Annotated in this window: 12 protein-coding genes, 2 tRNA genes and 5 pseudogenes; 9 read left to right on the top strand and 10 right to left on the bottom strand. The window is 69.0% G+C overall.

The features are described 5' to 3' along the window. The first annotated feature begins 77 nt into the window (after positions 1-77). Entirely contained in the window at positions 78-1,283 is a 1,206-nt protein-coding gene (locus QQK48_RS01525) for a CynX/NimT family MFS transporter (protein WP_284327251.1), read from the top strand. 34 nt (positions 1,284-1,317) lie between these two features. On the opposite strand, the pseudogene glpK reads toward QQK48_RS01525, so the two are convergent. From glpK to QQK48_RS01540, 3 genes and pseudogenes are all read right to left on the bottom strand, one after another. Beyond that, positions 1,318-2,834: pseudogene (glpK, locus tag QQK48_RS01530) on the bottom strand (glycerol kinase GlpK). 67 nt (positions 2,835-2,901) lie between these two features. Further along, entirely contained in the window at positions 2,902-3,585 is a 684-nt protein-coding gene (locus QQK48_RS01535) for an MIP/aquaporin family protein (RefSeq protein WP_284327252.1), read from the bottom strand. A gap of 150 nt (positions 3,586-3,735) precedes the next feature. Further along, positions 3,736-5,493, bottom strand: a pseudogene (locus tag QQK48_RS01540) (glycerol-3-phosphate dehydrogenase/oxidase). A gap of 359 nt (positions 5,494-5,852) precedes the next feature. On the opposite strand from QQK48_RS01540, the pseudogene QQK48_RS01545 reads away from it, so the two are divergent. Together QQK48_RS01545 and QQK48_RS01550 are read left to right on the top strand one after the other, a co-directional pair. Next, positions 5,853-5,972, top strand: a pseudogene (locus QQK48_RS01545) (transcriptional regulator); the annotation flags it as partial. An 82-nt stretch (positions 5,973-6,054) separates the two neighbouring features. Beyond that, complete coding sequence (locus QQK48_RS01550) at positions 6,055-6,618, top strand: sugar-binding domain-containing protein (protein ID WP_284327253.1); 564 nt, start codon at positions 6,055-6,057, stop codon at positions 6,616-6,618. 91 nt (positions 6,619-6,709) lie between these two features. Here QQK48_RS01550 and QQK48_RS01555 read toward each other — a convergent pair whose 3' ends face one another. The 4 genes from QQK48_RS01555 to QQK48_RS01570 all read right to left on the bottom strand — a co-directional run bounded on the left by QQK48_RS01555 (position 6,710) and on the right by QQK48_RS01570 (position 8,154). Beyond that, positions 6,710-6,964: a hypothetical protein gene (locus QQK48_RS01555; RefSeq protein WP_284329457.1), complete on the bottom strand. Its 255-nt coding sequence runs from the start codon at positions 6,962-6,964 to the stop codon at positions 6,710-6,712. Continuing rightward, positions 6,855-7,136 (bottom strand): DinB/UmuC family translesion DNA polymerase, encoded by a 282-nt coding sequence (locus QQK48_RS01560; protein ID WP_284329269.1) that lies wholly within the window; start codon positions 7,134-7,136, stop codon positions 6,855-6,857. The genes QQK48_RS01555 and QQK48_RS01560 overlap by 110 nt, the downstream gene beginning before the upstream one ends. 151 nt (positions 7,137-7,287) lie before the next feature. Beyond that, positions 7,288-7,896: a Y-family DNA polymerase gene (locus QQK48_RS01565; protein ID WP_284327254.1), complete on the bottom strand. Its 609-nt coding sequence runs from the start codon at positions 7,894-7,896 to the stop codon at positions 7,288-7,290. Positions 7,897-8,079: 183 nt separating this feature from the next. Beyond that, positions 8,080-8,154, bottom strand: a tRNA-Ile gene (locus tag QQK48_RS01570). 118 nt (positions 8,155-8,272) lie between these two features. On the opposite strand from QQK48_RS01570, the gene QQK48_RS01575 reads away from it, so the two are divergent. Next, positions 8,273-8,343 (top strand) — tRNA-Asn (locus QQK48_RS01575). A 51-nt stretch (positions 8,344-8,394) separates the two neighbouring features. Here QQK48_RS01575 and QQK48_RS01580 read toward each other — a convergent pair. Then, positions 8,395-8,856, bottom strand: coding sequence for a VOC family protein (locus QQK48_RS01580; protein ID WP_284327255.1), 462 nt, complete (start codon positions 8,854-8,856; stop codon positions 8,395-8,397). A gap of 9 nt (positions 8,857-8,865) precedes the next feature. Beyond that, positions 8,866-10,823: pseudogene (dnaG, locus tag QQK48_RS01595) on the bottom strand (DNA primase). Between the two features lie 120 nt (positions 10,824-10,943). Between dnaG and QQK48_RS01600 the strand changes: the two are divergent. From QQK48_RS01600 to QQK48_RS01620, 5 genes are read left to right on the top strand one after another with little or no spacing between them, the layout of a single operon-like run. After that, positions 10,944-11,126, top strand: a complete 183-nt coding sequence (locus tag QQK48_RS01600) for a DUF6941 family protein (protein ID WP_284327258.1) — start codon at positions 10,944-10,946, stop codon at positions 11,124-11,126. Further along, the gene (locus QQK48_RS01605) at positions 11,123-11,392 is read left to right on the top strand and encodes a DUF6941 family protein (protein WP_284327259.1); all 270 of its coding nucleotides are present in this window, start codon (positions 11,123-11,125) and stop codon (positions 11,390-11,392) included. Before QQK48_RS01600 ends, QQK48_RS01605 begins: the two co-directional genes overlap by 4 nt. A gap of 10 nt (positions 11,393-11,402) precedes the next feature. Continuing rightward, the gene (locus QQK48_RS01610; RefSeq protein WP_284327260.1) at positions 11,403-11,819 is read left to right on the top strand and encodes a hypothetical protein; all 417 of its coding nucleotides are present in this window, start codon (positions 11,403-11,405) and stop codon (positions 11,817-11,819) included. 1 nt (position 11,820) lies between these two features. Further along, the gene (locus QQK48_RS01615) at positions 11,821-12,231 is read left to right on the top strand and encodes a hypothetical protein (protein ID WP_284327261.1); all 411 of its coding nucleotides are present in this window, start codon (positions 11,821-11,823) and stop codon (positions 12,229-12,231) included. Next, the gene (locus QQK48_RS01620) at positions 12,228-13,211 is read left to right on the top strand and encodes a DUF368 domain-containing protein (RefSeq protein ID WP_284327262.1); all 984 of its coding nucleotides are present in this window, start codon (positions 12,228-12,230) and stop codon (positions 13,209-13,211) included. Before QQK48_RS01615 ends, QQK48_RS01620 begins: the two co-directional genes overlap by 4 nt. Before the next feature lie 76 nt (positions 13,212-13,287). Here the strand turns inward: QQK48_RS01620 and QQK48_RS01625 are convergent. Next, a pseudogene (locus QQK48_RS01625) lies at positions 13,288-14,553 on the bottom strand (deoxyguanosinetriphosphate triphosphohydrolase). Between the last annotated feature and the right edge of the window lie 202 nt (positions 14,554-14,755).

Raw genomic sequence — 14,755 nt, forward strand, 5'->3', positions numbered from 1 at the left:
TCGGCCAACCTATCGCGCGGCGGTACGGTGAGGTGCGCGCCGCTGGCGCTTCACCTCCCCGGATGCAAGGACCCTTCATGCCCGATGCCCCCGCGCGCCGCACGTCCCGCGCGAGCCTGACCGTGGCATCCGTCATGACGGCGCTGGTCTTTCTGGTCGCGCTGAACCTGCGCCCGGCTCTCACGTCGGTGGGGCCATTGCTGCCGCAGATGGGCGCCGACCTTGGGCTCGCGGAAGGCACCCAAGGGCTCCTCACTGCGCTACCGCTCCTCGCGTTCGCGGTGGTCTCTCCCCTGGTGCATCTGCCCGCGCGCCGCTGGGGCATGGAGCCCACGGTCCTCGTGGCGCTCGCGGTGCTGGCCGGCGGCATCGCGATGCGGTCGTGGGTGGAGGGCGCGGGCCTGTGGGTCGGAACGGCCGTGATCGGCAGCGCCATCGCCGTCGGCAATGTGTTGGTGCCCGCCCTCGTGAAGCGTGACTACGCGGGTCACGTCTCGCGCGCCACCAGCGTCTACTCGGCGAGCATGACGGTCAGCGCCGCCCTCGCATCGGCCATCGCCGTGCCACTCGCGGGCGCCGATGGGTGGCGCGGCTCCCTGGCCTTCTGGGCCATTCCTGCCGTGCTCGTGGCACTCGTGTGGATCCCTCGCGTGCGCCACGCTCATCGGATGCCCGCACCCGAGGTGACCGCGGCCGAGCCGACACGGAGCGTCTGGCGCCAGCCCACGGCCTGGCTCATCACCGCGTACATGGGACTGCAGTCGACGACGTTCTACATCCTCGTCAGTTGGCTGCCGACCATCGACGCCTCCGAGGGAGTCAGCGCGTCCCAGGCAGGCGTGCATCTGTTCCTGTTCCAGGTGGCGGGCGTGGTGTCCGGGCTTGCCATTCCGCGGCTGATGCGCGCCGACACCCAGGTGCTCGCCGCCACGGTCGCGGGCGTGCCCACCATCGTCGGGGTGGCGGGACTCCTCGCGCTTCCCCACCTCAGCGGCCTCTGGGTGGTCTGCGCCGGCGCGGGCACGGGCGCTGCGCTGGTCATCGCGCTGTCGCTGTTCGGGCTGCGCGGAAGGACCGCGGGCGAGGCCGGGAGGCTGTCGGGCATGGCGCAGTCGGTCGGCTACCTGCTCGCCGCCGCCGGGCCCGTGACGGCCGGATGGCTGGCGCACGTCACCGGCGCATGGCATGCCTCGCTCGTGTTGGTGCTTGCCCTCGCGACGGCGCAGTTCACCATCGCGTTCTGGGTGGGGCGCGCAAGAACGGCCGATGCCGTGGCCGCGTGAGGCGACCACGGCATCGGCCGTAGGGGATGGCGTCTTAGTTGACGTCGTCGTCGACCCAGTCGAGGGTCTTGGTGACGGCCTTCTTCCAGTTGCGCATGAGGCGGGCGCGCTCGTCGGAGTCCATGGCCGGGGTCCAGCGCTTGTCCTCGGCCCAGTTCTCGATGACGTCCTGCTCTCCCGACCAGTACCCCACCGCGATGCCAGCGGCGTAGGCCGCGCCGAGCGCAGTGGTCTCGGCCACCTGGGGCCGCACCACGTCGACATCGAGCAGATCGGCCTGGAACTGCATGAGGACCTCGTTGGCCACCATGCCGCCGTCGACCTTGCTCGGCGAGGCTCGACACCCGAGTCCGCCTTCATGGCCTCAAGGACTTCGGCGGTCTGGAAGGCGGTGGACTCGAGGACGGCGCGCGCGATGTGCCCGGAGTTCACGTAGCGGGTGAGGCCCACCAGCGCGCCACGGGCGTCTGAACGCCAGTGCGGCGCGAAGAGTCCCGAGAACGCCGGCACGAAGTACGCGCCGCCGTTGTCCTCGACGGTGGCGGCGAGCCTTCTCGATCTCGGGAGCGTCCTTGATGAGTCCCAGGTTGTCGCGCAGCCACTGGACCAGAGATCCGGTGACGGCGATCGACCCCTCGAGGGCGTACACCGGGGCGGCGTCGCCGATCTTGTACGCCACTGTGGTCAGCAGTCCGTTCTTGGACGGGACCTTCTCGGTGCCGGTGTTCATGAGCATGAAGTTGCCGGTGCCGTAGGTGTTCTTGGCCATACCGACCTCGAAGCACGCCTGACCGAACGTCGCGGCCTGCTGATCGCCCAGGATGCCCGCGATCGGCACGCCGGGCAGCATGCCGCCGCGACGCCCCTCGCCGTACACCTCGGCCGACGAACGGATCTCGGGGAGCATCGACAGCGGGATGTTCATGTCCTTGGCAATGCGCTCGTCCCACTGCAGGGTGTCGAGGTCCATCAGCATGGTGCGCGAGGCGTTGGTGACGTCGGTCACGTGCGTGCCGCCGTCCTTGCCTCCGGTCATGTTCCACAGCACCCACGTGTCGATAGTGCCCATCAGCAGGTCGCCAGACTCGGCCTTCTCGCGAGCGCCTTCGACGTTATCCAGCACCCACATCACCTTGGGGCCTGCGAAGTACGTGGCGAGCGGCAGGCCCACGGTGTCCTTGTACTTGTCCATCCCGTCGTCGCCCGCGAGCCTTCTCGATGATCTTTTGGGTGCGGGTGTCCTGCCACACGATCGCGTTGTACACGGCCTTGCCCGTGGTCTTGTCCCACACGACGGCCGTCTCACGCTGGTTGGTGATGCCGACGGCCTTGATGTTCTCGTGAGTGAGGTCGGCCTTGGTCAGGGCCTGGCCCACGACCTCACGGACGTTGGTCCAGATCTCGTGCGGGTCGTGTTCCACCCAGCCGGCCTTGGGGAAGATCTGCTCGTGCTCCTTCTGGCCGGTGGAGACGATGGTGCCCTTGGCGTCGAAGACGATGGCGCGGGAGCCTGGTGGTGCCCTGGTCGATGGCGAGGACGTAGTCGTTCATGGTGGTGCCTTTCACTTCGTTGTGCGGGGACGGCAGCACTACTGCCTTGAGGATGTCAGATGCGGGTCTAGTAGACGGCCGCCGCGAGAAGGCCTGCGGCGACTCCACCCAGGATGGGACCGACGATCGGGACCCAGGCGTAGCCCCAGTCGGAGGTTCCCTTTCCCTTGATGGGAAGCAGCGCGTGCGCGATGCGGGGGCCCAGGTCACGGGCGGGGTTGATGGCGTAACCCGTGGGGCCACCGAGGCTCGCGCCGATACCGACCACGAGGAGTGCGACCGCGAGCGGACCCAAATCGACGGGCGAGTTACCGAAGGCGAGCACCACGAACACCAGCACGAAGGTGGCGACGACCTCGGTCAGCACGTTCCAGCCGTAGGAGCGGATCTCGGGACCGGTGGAGAAGACGGCGAGCTTCAGTCCGGCGTCCTCGGTCTCGTCGAAGTGCTTCTTGTAGACGAGGTAGACCAGCACGGCACCGATGAACGCGCCCACCATCTGCGCGGCGATGTAGGTGGCGAAGTTTCCGGCGTTCACGGCGATGCCGGGGGCGAATTCCTCGGCACCGGACGCCCAGATGCCGAACGTGACGGCGGGGTTCAGGTGAGCGCCCGTGGAGAAGGCGACGTAGACACCGGAGAAGACACCAAGGCCCCAACCGAAGTTGATCAACAGCCAGCCGCCGTTCAGACCCTTGGACTTCGCGAGCAGCACGTTGGCGACCACACCACCTCCGAGGAGGAGGAGCATCGCCGTTCCCAGGAGCCTCTGGGAGGAAAATGTCGGACACGGGCATTCCTTTCGTTCACGTCGTTGTGACGGCGGCGCCGGGGTAGCGCCAGGGAGCCCCCGGGGATGGGCGGCACGTGTGGGGGTGGAGGCTGAGCCTCCCGACGTCGTCTAGGGGACGGCCGACTCCTGCGGGTGCCCCAGGGGCACCATGGGTGCGATGTCGGTCGCGGCGGCGCGGGCGCCAATCGCTGCAGCATCGCTGTCCTCGAGCGAGGCCGCCGCATCGGCGTTGACGCGGTCTCGGTAGGAGGAAATCTCTGCGGTGACACGCTCGGCGTCCCACCCGTTGACGTCCGCGAGGATCGCGGCGATCTCGGGCGCTGCCGCGAGTCCGGCATCGGCCACCTCATAGACGAGGCGCGTGCGATGCATCATGACGTCCTCGAGGTGAAGCACCTGCTCATGCGTGGCGGCGAAGTGAATCTCCGCCCGCAGGTAGGCGGGGGCGTGCTCGAGGGGGCGTGCGAGGTCGGGCTGCGCATCGATCGCCTCGACGAGGTCGTAGATCCCCGCGCCGTAGCGGTGCAGGAGGTGCTCGACGAGCGGCTTGTCCCAGCCGTAGCGCTCGGCGAGGGAGCGCGCCTGGCGACGCACGGCCTTCAAGCCCTCAGCACCCCACAGCGGGATGCGGTCGGTGATGGAGGGAAGCGCCTTTGCACGAGGACCGATGGCGAAGTCCACGGCGTCCTTGGCCATGACTCGGTAGGTGGTGAGCCTTACCGCCGGCGATGACGGTCAGGCCCGGTGTGGGTGAGGCAACCGTGTGCTCGCGCGAGACCTTCGAGGAACTGGTGCCTTCCTTGGTTCCCGGCTGCAGGAGCGGCCTGAGCCCCGCGTAGGTGCCGATGATGTCCTCGCGGGTGAGTGGAGTGGCCAGCACCTCGTTGGCGTGGGCGAGGATGTACTCGATGTCGTCGCTGGTGGCGACCGGGTGGGTGGGGTCGAAGTCGTACGGCGTATCGGTGGTGCCGATGATCCAGTAGCGCGACCACGGGATCACGAACAGCACCGACTTCTCGGTCTGGAGGATGAGGCCCACATCGCCGCGGATCTTCTCGCGCGGGACCACCAAGTGCACGCCTTTGGAGGCAAGCACCTGCAGGCCACCGTCACCGTGTGCCAGCGCCTCGGTGTCCTCGGTCCACACGCCGGTGGCGTTGATGACGTGACGCGCACGAATGGTGTGACGCTCGCCCGACTCCAGGTCTTCCACGACGGCACCGTTGACGGCGCCGGACTCTCCATGGGTGAGCTCCACCACCTGGGTGCGGTTGGCTGCCAGCGCACCATACTGCGAGGCGGTGCGCACCAGCGTGAGGACAAGGCGGGCGTCGTCGACGGCCGCGTCCCAGTAGCGGATGGCTCCGATGGCAGCGTCATGGCGCAGGTCCGGGAACTTCTTGGCCATCCCCGAACGCGTGAGGTGGCGGTGGATCGGCATGGCGCGGCGGCGCCTCCCGTTGACCGACGCGAGGGTGTCGTAGAGGGCCACGCCCGCTCCCACGTAGGCGCGCTCCCAGACGCGGTTCTCGAGCGGGTAGAGGAACGAGACGGGCTTGACCAGGTGCGGGGCGAGGCTCGGTGACGAGGAGATCGCGTTCCGTCAGAGCCTCGTGCACCAGGCGGAAGTCCAGCATCTGGAGGTAGCGAAGCCCGCCGTGCACCAGGCTTCGACGACCGGGACGATGTTCCTGAGGCCCAGTCCTGGGCCTCAACGATGCCCGTGCGCAGGCCGCGCGTGACGGCGTCCAGCGCGACTCCGGCGCCGGTCACACCGCCGCCGATCACGAGGACGTCGAGCGGCTCGTCGCCGCTCATCGCGGCCAGGGCCGCAGTTCTGCTCTCCGGGGTGAGCATGCTTCTCATGGCGTCACTGCCTCCTTCTTTTGCACATCACATCGGACCCTGAACGGATGAGCAAGTAGCATGCACATATGTGCAACGAGGCGGTGCGGTGATGGGAAGTCGTGACGATTTGGGCTCCGCGGGAATGCGGACGCGAGAAGACCTGATGCGGGCCGTAGCGGCCATGTACTACCTGGAAGACCAGACCATGGAGGCGGTCGCGCGACGCCTGGGCCAGTCCCGGTCGTCCGTGTCTCGGCTTCTCAAAGCCGCGCGAGCGAGCGGCGTGGTGCGTATCGAGGTCAGAGACCTCGACACGGTTGACGTCCTCGCGCGCGAGGCTCGAGGACGCGCTGGGCGTCGCGGCCCAGGTGGTGCGCGTGCGCGAGCCCGTCACGGACGCGGAGCGCCTCGCGCAGGTGGCCCGGTACACGGCGTCGGTGCTCCCCGAGTGGTTCCACGACGGCATGACGATGGGCGTCGCATGGGGCACCACCATCGACGCGATCATCACGCACCTCGCCGAGCGCCCCCTCACCGGGGCCACAGTGGTCCAGGCTCAACGGTTCCGTCACGCCCACGATGGCGGGCGTCGCCGTCGGCGCCGAACAGATGGGGGCTATCGCCCAGGCGTTCAACGCAGAGATGGTCCCCTTCCCGGTGCCCGCCTTCTTCGACTTTCCGAGGACCCGGCAGATGATGTGGCAGGAGCGCTCGGTGCAGCAGGTGCTCTCCCGCCAGGGGGCCGCCGACCTCGCACTCTTCGGGGTCGGCGCCATCCACTCCCCCGTGCCGTCGCATGTGTATGCCTCGGGATACCTCGACGAACCCGACCGCCGGATGCTCGCCTCCCAGGACGTGGTCGGCGACGTGTGCACCGTCTTCTTGCGGGCCGATGGCTCGTGGCGGGACATCGCCATCAACACCAGAGCATCAGGCCCCACACCCCTGGAGCCGCAGCGCATTCCGCGCCGAGTGGCCGTGGTGGCGGCACCGGCGAAGGCCGTGGCGCTCCTCGCGGCGTTGCGCGCGGGCACCATCACCGAACTGGTGCTCGACTCCGGGACCGCGCGAGCGGTCCTCCACGAGGCACGACGCCGCGCCGGAGAGTCGGGCCGCCCCCACGGTGGCGCGACGCTGCGCTAGCACCGAGGCCCGTGGGCGACGCTGGCGCGCGGCGCTCGTGATCCACGTGTCGCAGCCACGGTGACTCTCGCCAGGCGGGTCCGACGCGTGCCTACTCGTGTTCTGGCAGCCGCGGCGCCGACACCCCAGCGTCGCGACCGATCAGCGCGGCCCGCGTGATCGCGCCGGAGCCGAACCGATCACGGACCGCGTCGAGCGCGGTGTCGATGCGCGCGCCGTCGTTGCCATCGGTCCCGTCAATCGGAAGCTCTAACTGAACCATGCCGGCGCTGGACAGTTGTGCGAGCGAGACTCCGATGAGGGTGACGCCGCGGTGAGCGATGTCGGGACCCGCGGCGGCGAGCAAGGCTCTGGGTCACGCCGAGCAACACGTCGGTGCGATCGGTAGGCGAGGTGAGGGTGCGCGATCGGGTCGCCTTCGTGAAGTCGCGATAGCGAAGCCTCAGCACCACCGTCGCACACGACGATCCGCGGTCACGCAGGCGCTTGGCGAGGCCATCGACAATCTGAGTGACCATCAGCCCGAGCTCGTCACCGGTGTACGACCGCTCGCCAAGTGCGCGCTGTGAGCCGATGGATCCGTGGCGTTTGGCCGTCTCGACGGGTCGCGGGTCACGGAGGCGGGCGAGCGCGTGCAGACGAGCACCGGACGCCTTGCCCAGCCAGCGCTCAGCGGTTGCCGCTTCGAGTTCGGCCACCGTGTAGACGCCGTGCTGTGCCGTTCTGTGCGCCCACACCCCAGAGCCGCTCGACGGGGAGTGGATGCAGGAACGCCTCCTCGCGATCGGGCTCCACCACGAGGAGTCCGTCGGGCTTGCTCACCGCGCTTGCAACCTTCGCGAGGAACTTGGTCCTCGCGACGCCCACCGAGATGGGGAGCCCCACTTCGGCACGGACCCGCTCCCGCAAGCGCACGGCGATCTCCTCCGGGGTCCCGGCGAGGCGGCGAAGCCCTCCCACCTCGAGGAATGCCTCGTCGATCGAAATGCCCTCCACGTACGGAGTGGTGACGTGGAAGATCGCGAACACGGCACGGCTCGCTGCCGAGTACGCCTCCATGCGAGGCGGGACCACGACGGCATCGGGACAGAGCGCCCGCGCCCGCTGGACTCCCGTCGCTGTGCGCACGCCCCGCGCCTTTGCTTCGTAACTCGCCGCGACCACGACGCCGCCGCCGACGATGACGGGGCGTCCGCGCAGTGCGGGATTGTCGCGCTGCTCGACCGAGGCGTAGAAAGCGTCGAGGTCGGCGTGAAGCACGGTCGCTTCGCCGCGCATCTCACACCTCCCGTCACCACGAACTCGTCCAGGAATTGTCCCACCGGCGTCTGACACGGCGGCGATCCTCGTGTGGCTCCATGCGAGCTTCAAGCGCCCAGCCGTGCTCGAGAAATCGCTGTACGGCGCACTGCGCACCAGACCGGCTGCCGGTCACCGGCGCAAGCGAGTGCACCCCAGGGGTGGGCCAGGCGGGGCTCGAACCCGCGACCGATGGATTATGAGTCCACTGCTCTGACCGGCTGAGCCTACTGGCCCGGGGTCGCCCACCACAGACCGGGAAGGACTTCCCGCAGGCGACCGCGGAACAGTCTAGTCAGCACCGCTCGGGTGTCATCGAACACCCCAAACATCCTGTAACATTGCTGACTGCTGATCCTCCATACCAATTGGCAGAGCAGCCGACTGTTAATCGGCAGGTTGTTGGTTCGAGTCCAACTGGAGGAGCTCACAGAGAGCCGGTCCCTCGGGGCCGGCTTTCGTGTTTTCCGGACCTGATCAGGGACGATGCGTGGCGGGAGTCAGGATTCCGGCAGGTCCGCGGGGATCTGGGTGCCGCTGGCCGACGTCACCCAGAACGGGTTCATCGCGAGTTCCCACACGTGACCGTCGGGGTCGGCCACATAGCCGCTGTAGCCGCCCCACTCGGCCGTCACGGGCCGCTTCAGGCTCGGTGGCACCTGCCGCGAGCGCGGCCTCGAACCTCTCGTCGACCTCCTCGATGGTCGCGTAGTTCTGCGCCAATGTGATGGCCCCGGTGCCCAGCGTGGCATCGGCCCTCCCCTGGTCCTCGGCGAGATCCACGAGGCCAAAGAGCGCCACCACCAGAGAGTCCATCTGATAGAACACGATCTCGTCCGCGCTCTGGCGAGGCGTCCACCCCCACGCCTCATAGAAGCCGCGCGAACGCGCGAGGTCGGAAACGCCAAGAGTCACCAGGGACACACGCTGAACTGTCATGGCGCCAGGCTAACCCCGGCCACCGACACCGGCAGGGCTCAGGTGCCGCGCAGGCTCTCGCCTGCGCGCCTCGAGACGGATCATCTCCGCGAACGCGGCCTGCGCCTCGTCAGTGCCGGCTCCCGCTCGTTGCATCTGGCCACGCAGCCCCGCGACCTGGCGGGTGAGGCTGAGGTCGAGCACACGGGCAAGCACCGTTCCCGCGTAGTGCCCCAGCGTCTCGGGCTTGTCATGCGGCAACGGCGACACCGCCAGGCTCGCTCACCGTCGCCGCCAGCGTCTCGCCCGCGGCCTCGGCAACCTCATTGGCCCAGTCGGTGCCCGCCGCCTGCGGGCCACCCACGGAGAGAATCGCCTCATAGATCGCCCTGTACTGCGGCACCGTGTACGCCTCGGGCAGCAGGCTCTCCCACCACGGCGGACGCGAGGCGGTCCTGCGTGATCTCCGAAGGTGCCTGCAGCAACGTTCCGAGCGACAGAGCCTCGGCCCTGACCACCGGGTCGCGGCGGTCGGGACGTGCGGGACCTGGGCCTGCATCGGCACCGTAGCCGCCGGGGCCGCCCCAGGCATCCGCCGCCTGTCCGCCACCACGGCCCTGGCCGCCCCCACGCGAGCCGCGCGAGGCGTCGGCGACCATGCGCCGGACCACCTCGACCTCCATGCCAAGCCAGCCCGCCAACAGCCGCGCGTACTCGGGCTGGATGGCCCGGTCACGGATGCCGGCCACCACAGGCGCCGCGGCCCTCAGCGCGGCGGCTCGCCCTCGGGAGTATCGAGATCGTGTTGCGACAGCGTGGTGCGGATCACGAACTCGAACAGCGGCTGCCGATGCTCCAGGAGCGCCTGCACCGCGGCGTCGCCGCCCGCCATACGCAGGTCACAGGGGTCCTTGCCGTCCGGGTCAACGGCCACGAACGTCTGCGCGAGAAACTGCTGGTCCAGGCCTGGAACGACTTGAGCGCGGCATTCTGGCCCGCCTCGTCACCGTCGAACGTGAAGATGACCTTCGCGCCGGTAGCCCCCACCTTCATGGTGGACGTCCCCATGTCTCCCATGAGGCGACGCACCACCTTGACGTGTTCCTCACCGAACGCGGTGCCACAGGTCGCGACCGCGTTCGTGATGCCCGCCAGGTGGCACGCCATCACGTCGGTGTAGCCCTCCACCACCACGGTGGTGCGTTCCGACCGGATCGCACCCTTCGCGAGGTCGATGCCGTAGAGGACCTGGTTCTTCTTATACAGGGGCGTCTCGGGCGTGTTGAGGTACTTGGGTCCCTGGTCGTCCTCGTGCAGGCGGCGCGCGCCAAAGCCGATGACCTCACCCGTGACGTCGCGGATGGGCCACATGAGGCGCCCGCGGAAACGGTCGTAGATGCCACGTTGCCCCTCGGACACCAGCCCCGAGGCGCGCAGGCTCGTCCTGCGTGAAGCCCTTGGAGCGCAGGTGATCGGTGAGGTGGTTCCAGCCCTGGGGCGAGTAGCCCACGCCGAAGTGCTCCGCGGCGCCACGGTCAAAGCCGCGCTCGCGCAGGAAGTCACGCCCGATGCGCGCATCGGGCCCCGCGAGCCTGTGCGGCGAAGTACTCCTGCGCGATGCGGTGCGCCTCCAACAGACGCTTGCGCTGACCCGCCGTGCCCTCACGCCGGGGTGCCCCTCCCGCCTCGTAGCGCAGCGTCACGCCAGCGCGCTCCGCGAGGTACTCGACGGCCTCACCGAACGGCAAGCCATCCATCCGCATCACGAACTCGATGACGTCGCCGCCCTCGCCGCAACCAAAGCAGTGCCAGCGGCCGGCACCCGGGCGCACATGGAACGACGGCGAGCGTTCATCGTGGAAGGGACACAGCCCCTTCACGGAACCCACGCCGGCCGGCTTCAGGGTCACGTGCTGGCCGATGATCTCCTCGATAGGGGCTCGCTCGCGCACCGCGGCGATGTCATCCCTGTTGATCGTGCCAGCCACACCGGAATGGTACTCGCGGCGTGACCCGCACCCCGGCATCGGCCGCGCTTCCGCCACGAGAGGAACCGTCTCCCCCGCCGGGTACGCTGGACCGCGTTCGCATCCACGAAAGGAAAACCAGTGAGAATCGATGCCTTCCTCGCCGATTCGGCCGAGGTCGTTCAGGGCAAGATCTACGCGCTCGGCGCGGGATGGAACACCATCTTCGTGCGGCAGTTCCCCGCCGCGCACCGTCGCCTCGCCGTCGCGGCCACCGTGCACGTCCCCTTCACCGCCACCAACGTTTCGCACCAGGCTCGGTGAGCCTGCTGACCGAGGACGGCAAGGAGTACCCCATCGGCGTGCGCGCCGACGCCGACGGCAAGCCCCAGCCCGTGCGCGGCATGGGTGGCGAGTTCACGCTCGGCCGTCCCGCGCACCTCGTTGACGGTGACGAGCAGGTTGCCTGCTTCGCGTTCACCATCGACGGCATTCGTTTCGTCCAGGCGGGCATGTTCGAGTGGGTCGTCTCGGTGGACGGCGAGGAGCTCTCGCGCCTGCCGATGCGCGTGCAGGCCGCCCAGGGCTGATTCGCGCTTCATGGGGTTGTACGAGGGGCTGATCTACCCCGCCTACCTGGTGGTGTGCGCACTGCTGGTGCTCGGCGGGATCGCCACGATGATTTGGGTACGCCTTCACGGCGCGCTGAAGTGGATCGTCACCGCGATGTGGATCGTGACGGCCCTGCAGGTGCTCACGGTGGCGGTCATCCTGATCGGCGGGCACTCCGCGCCGATCGTCCTGACGCTCGGGTACCTGCTCGCCTCCGTCATCTTGGTGCCGCTGCTCGGCATCGGCCGCCTCGGTGAGCCCGATGCCGCCGCCGCGGACCCCGACCCCAACCGACCCGTCCTGCAGCCCGACCAGATTGCCCGCGTTGACGGCGGAGCGGCCGTCATCATCGGCATCGCCGGAGCGGTCCTCGCCTGGCGCGTGATCATCCTGCTGGGAGGCTGAGATGAACCCCGTGGGACGCATTGTCCTCATCGCGGCGTACGCCGTCCTCGGCCTTGCCGCGGTGGGCCGCTCCTCGTACCAAATCTCCACCAAGTTCGCCGAGGCGCCCCTGCCCTACCTGATCTCGGGCGTCTCCGCGGTGCTCTACGTGGTGATCGCGGTGGCACTGTGGCGCGGCTGGCGGCGCGTGGCGCTGTGGGGGACGTCACTGGAACTCGCAGGCGTGCTGATCGTCGGCACCTTGGGATACATCGAGTCCGACTGGTGGGCCGACGAAACCGTGTGGACCGGCTTCGGTTCCGCGTACGGCTGGGTGCCGCTGCTGCTGCCGCTGGCGGCGCTGTGGGTGCTGCTGAGGGGGCGGCAGGCTCAGGTTCAGTCTGCCGATGCCGGGGAGACCTCCACCTCATGACCCGTGCCGCCGTGGCGCGCGACGCCCTGAACACCGCGCGTGGCGCCCTCATCGGCGCCGCGGAGTCGGTACCGGGTGTGTCCGGCGGCACCATCGCCCTCATGACGGGCGTGTACGAGACGCTGCTGACGTCCGCGGGGCACCTCATCACGGGAACACGCATCGCGGCCGCTGACGTGGTGCGCGGTCGTGGCGTGGCCCGCTCGCGAGGCGAGTACTCGCGGGTCGCCTGGCGGGTGATCGTGCCCATCGGCATCGGCATGGTGGTCGCACTGCTCGCGATGGCGTCCGTCATGGAGACGCTTGTCCACGACCATCCCGAGACCATGCGCGCACTGTTCTTTGGGCTCGTGCTCGCCTCCCTTGCCGTGCCCTTCCGCCTCGCGCACCACGCGCGGATGCCAGGAAGGCCCGAGGGGCGCTGGGGGGCGAAGGACTGGGGCTACGCCCTGCTGGGCACCATTGCGGCCGCTGTCATCGTGTCGCTGCCAGGCGGGAGCCTCGAGCCCTCGCCGTGGGTGCTGGTCCCCGCGGGAGCGATCGCCATCTCCGCGCTCGCGCTCCCGGGCCTGTCTGGCTCGTTCCTGCTGCTCACCATGGGCTTGTACGAACCCACGCTCGCCGCAGTGAACGACCGCGACCTCGGCTACCTGGTGTGGTTCGCACTTGGATGCGCCATCGGCCTCGTGTCCATCGTCAAGGTGCTCCAGTTCATGCTCGAACACCACCGCCGCAACACCCTGGTGGTGCTGACCGGCGTCATGGCCGGATCGCTCGTGGCGCTGTGGCCCTGGCAGGACGCGGACGGCCACAAGCTCGCACCCTCGGGCGATCTCCTCGCTCCCCTACTCGCGTTCGTCGCGGGCTTCGTGATCGTCGTAGTGCTGCTCGTCGTCGAGGAACGTCTCCTCACGCGCACCGGCCAGGCGCCTCGACCCGCTGACGGCACAGCCGACTCCCCCAACAGACGCGTCGACTGACGCCGAGCGCGCCTGATAGCCGAGGCTCACCTGACAGCCGGGCGAAGACCCGGCGCCGGCATCGGCCGCCCGAAAACTACGCCTGCACGCAATACTTGTGATGCCAGTTGTACGCCGACGTGTCGGTGAGCGACGCGACCTGGTCCACGGCGACCCGCAGGCGTGCGGCGTCGTCGGCCGCCTCCCGGTAGTCAGCCGCGAACTGCGGCTCGAGCGCCTCCGGCCCGCGGTCCGCCAGCGCGTTCACGAGGCTCCTTCAGCACCTTGCGCTGCTTCGCATAGGTGGGGCTCGTCTCACGAGGCGCCATGAGGAAGTGCACGGCGATGCCCTTGAGGATCAGGATCTCGTCGAGAGTGTCCTGCGGCACCACAATCGAGGCATGATGCCTGGTTAGAGGCTCATCGCCGTGCTCGGCCTGCGTCGCGGTGATGATCGCCTGGGCGAACCGGCCGATGATCTGGCTGGTCATATCTTTGAGCGCCGCGAGCGAGTGACGCGTGCCGTCGAACCGGTCCGACCACCACGGAAAGGCCTGCAGACGCTGCAGCGCGTCCCGCAGGGCGTCGTCGTCCCCGCCGCCGTACCACTCGCGGGTGTGGGCGATCACGTCAGTGACCTGGCCCGGGTCGCGCAACGTCGCCAGGCTGGACTGCGCGGTAGACGATCGAGTCCTCCACGTCGTGCACCGAGTACGAGATGTCGTCTGCGACGTCCATGACCTGCGCCTCGAACGACTGCTGAGTGCCGGGGGCGCCCTCGCGCAACCAGTCGAAGACCGGGATGTCGTCCTCGTAGACGCCGAACTTGCGCGTGGGGGTGCCGTCGGGACGCATGGGCGCCGCGGGCTCCCGCCACGGGTACTTCACCGCGGCATCGAGGCTCGCGCGCGTGAGGTTGAGGCCCGCGCTGCGGCCGGTCGCCGGGTCGAATGCCTTGGGCTCGAGACGCGTCAGCAGGCGCAGGGTCTGGGCGTTGCCCTCGAACCCGCCGATATCCCGCGCGACCTGATCGAGCGCGCGCTCACCGTTGTGGCCAAAGGGCGGGTGGCCGAGGTCATGCGCCAGGCACGCAGCGTCCACGATGTCCGGCGAGCAGCCGAGCGCCTTGCCCAGGCTCGCGCCCCACCTGCGCCACCTCGAGCGAGTGCGTGAGGCGCGTGCGTACGAAGTCACCGCTGCCGAGCCCGAGAACCTGCGTCTTGGCGCCGAGCCTGCGCAGCGCGCTCGAGTGGAGGATGCGCGCACGGTCCCGCTCGAAGGGGGTGCGCTGGGCGGCCTTGGCGGGCTCGGGGATCCACCGCTCAACATCGGCATCGGAGTACCCGGGCGAGATTGCGTTCACGCCCCCAACCTAGTCAAGCCCGCTCCGATGCCGTAACACGCCGCCCTCATCGACGCCGCAAATGGCCGCATTTGCGGCACGAAGGGCGTGTATGTGCCGCAAAGTTGGCCACTAGGGTGCCGACGCGGGCGATCCGCGCGTCGTCCCCATGCCACCGCGCGGAATCAGGCAATCCACGATCTCGGCGGGCTCCACAGGGCCG

The organism is Demequina litorisediminis, assembly GCF_030161615.1.
GTDB lineage: Bacteria > Actinomycetota > Actinomycetes > Actinomycetales > Demequinaceae > Demequina > Demequina litorisediminis.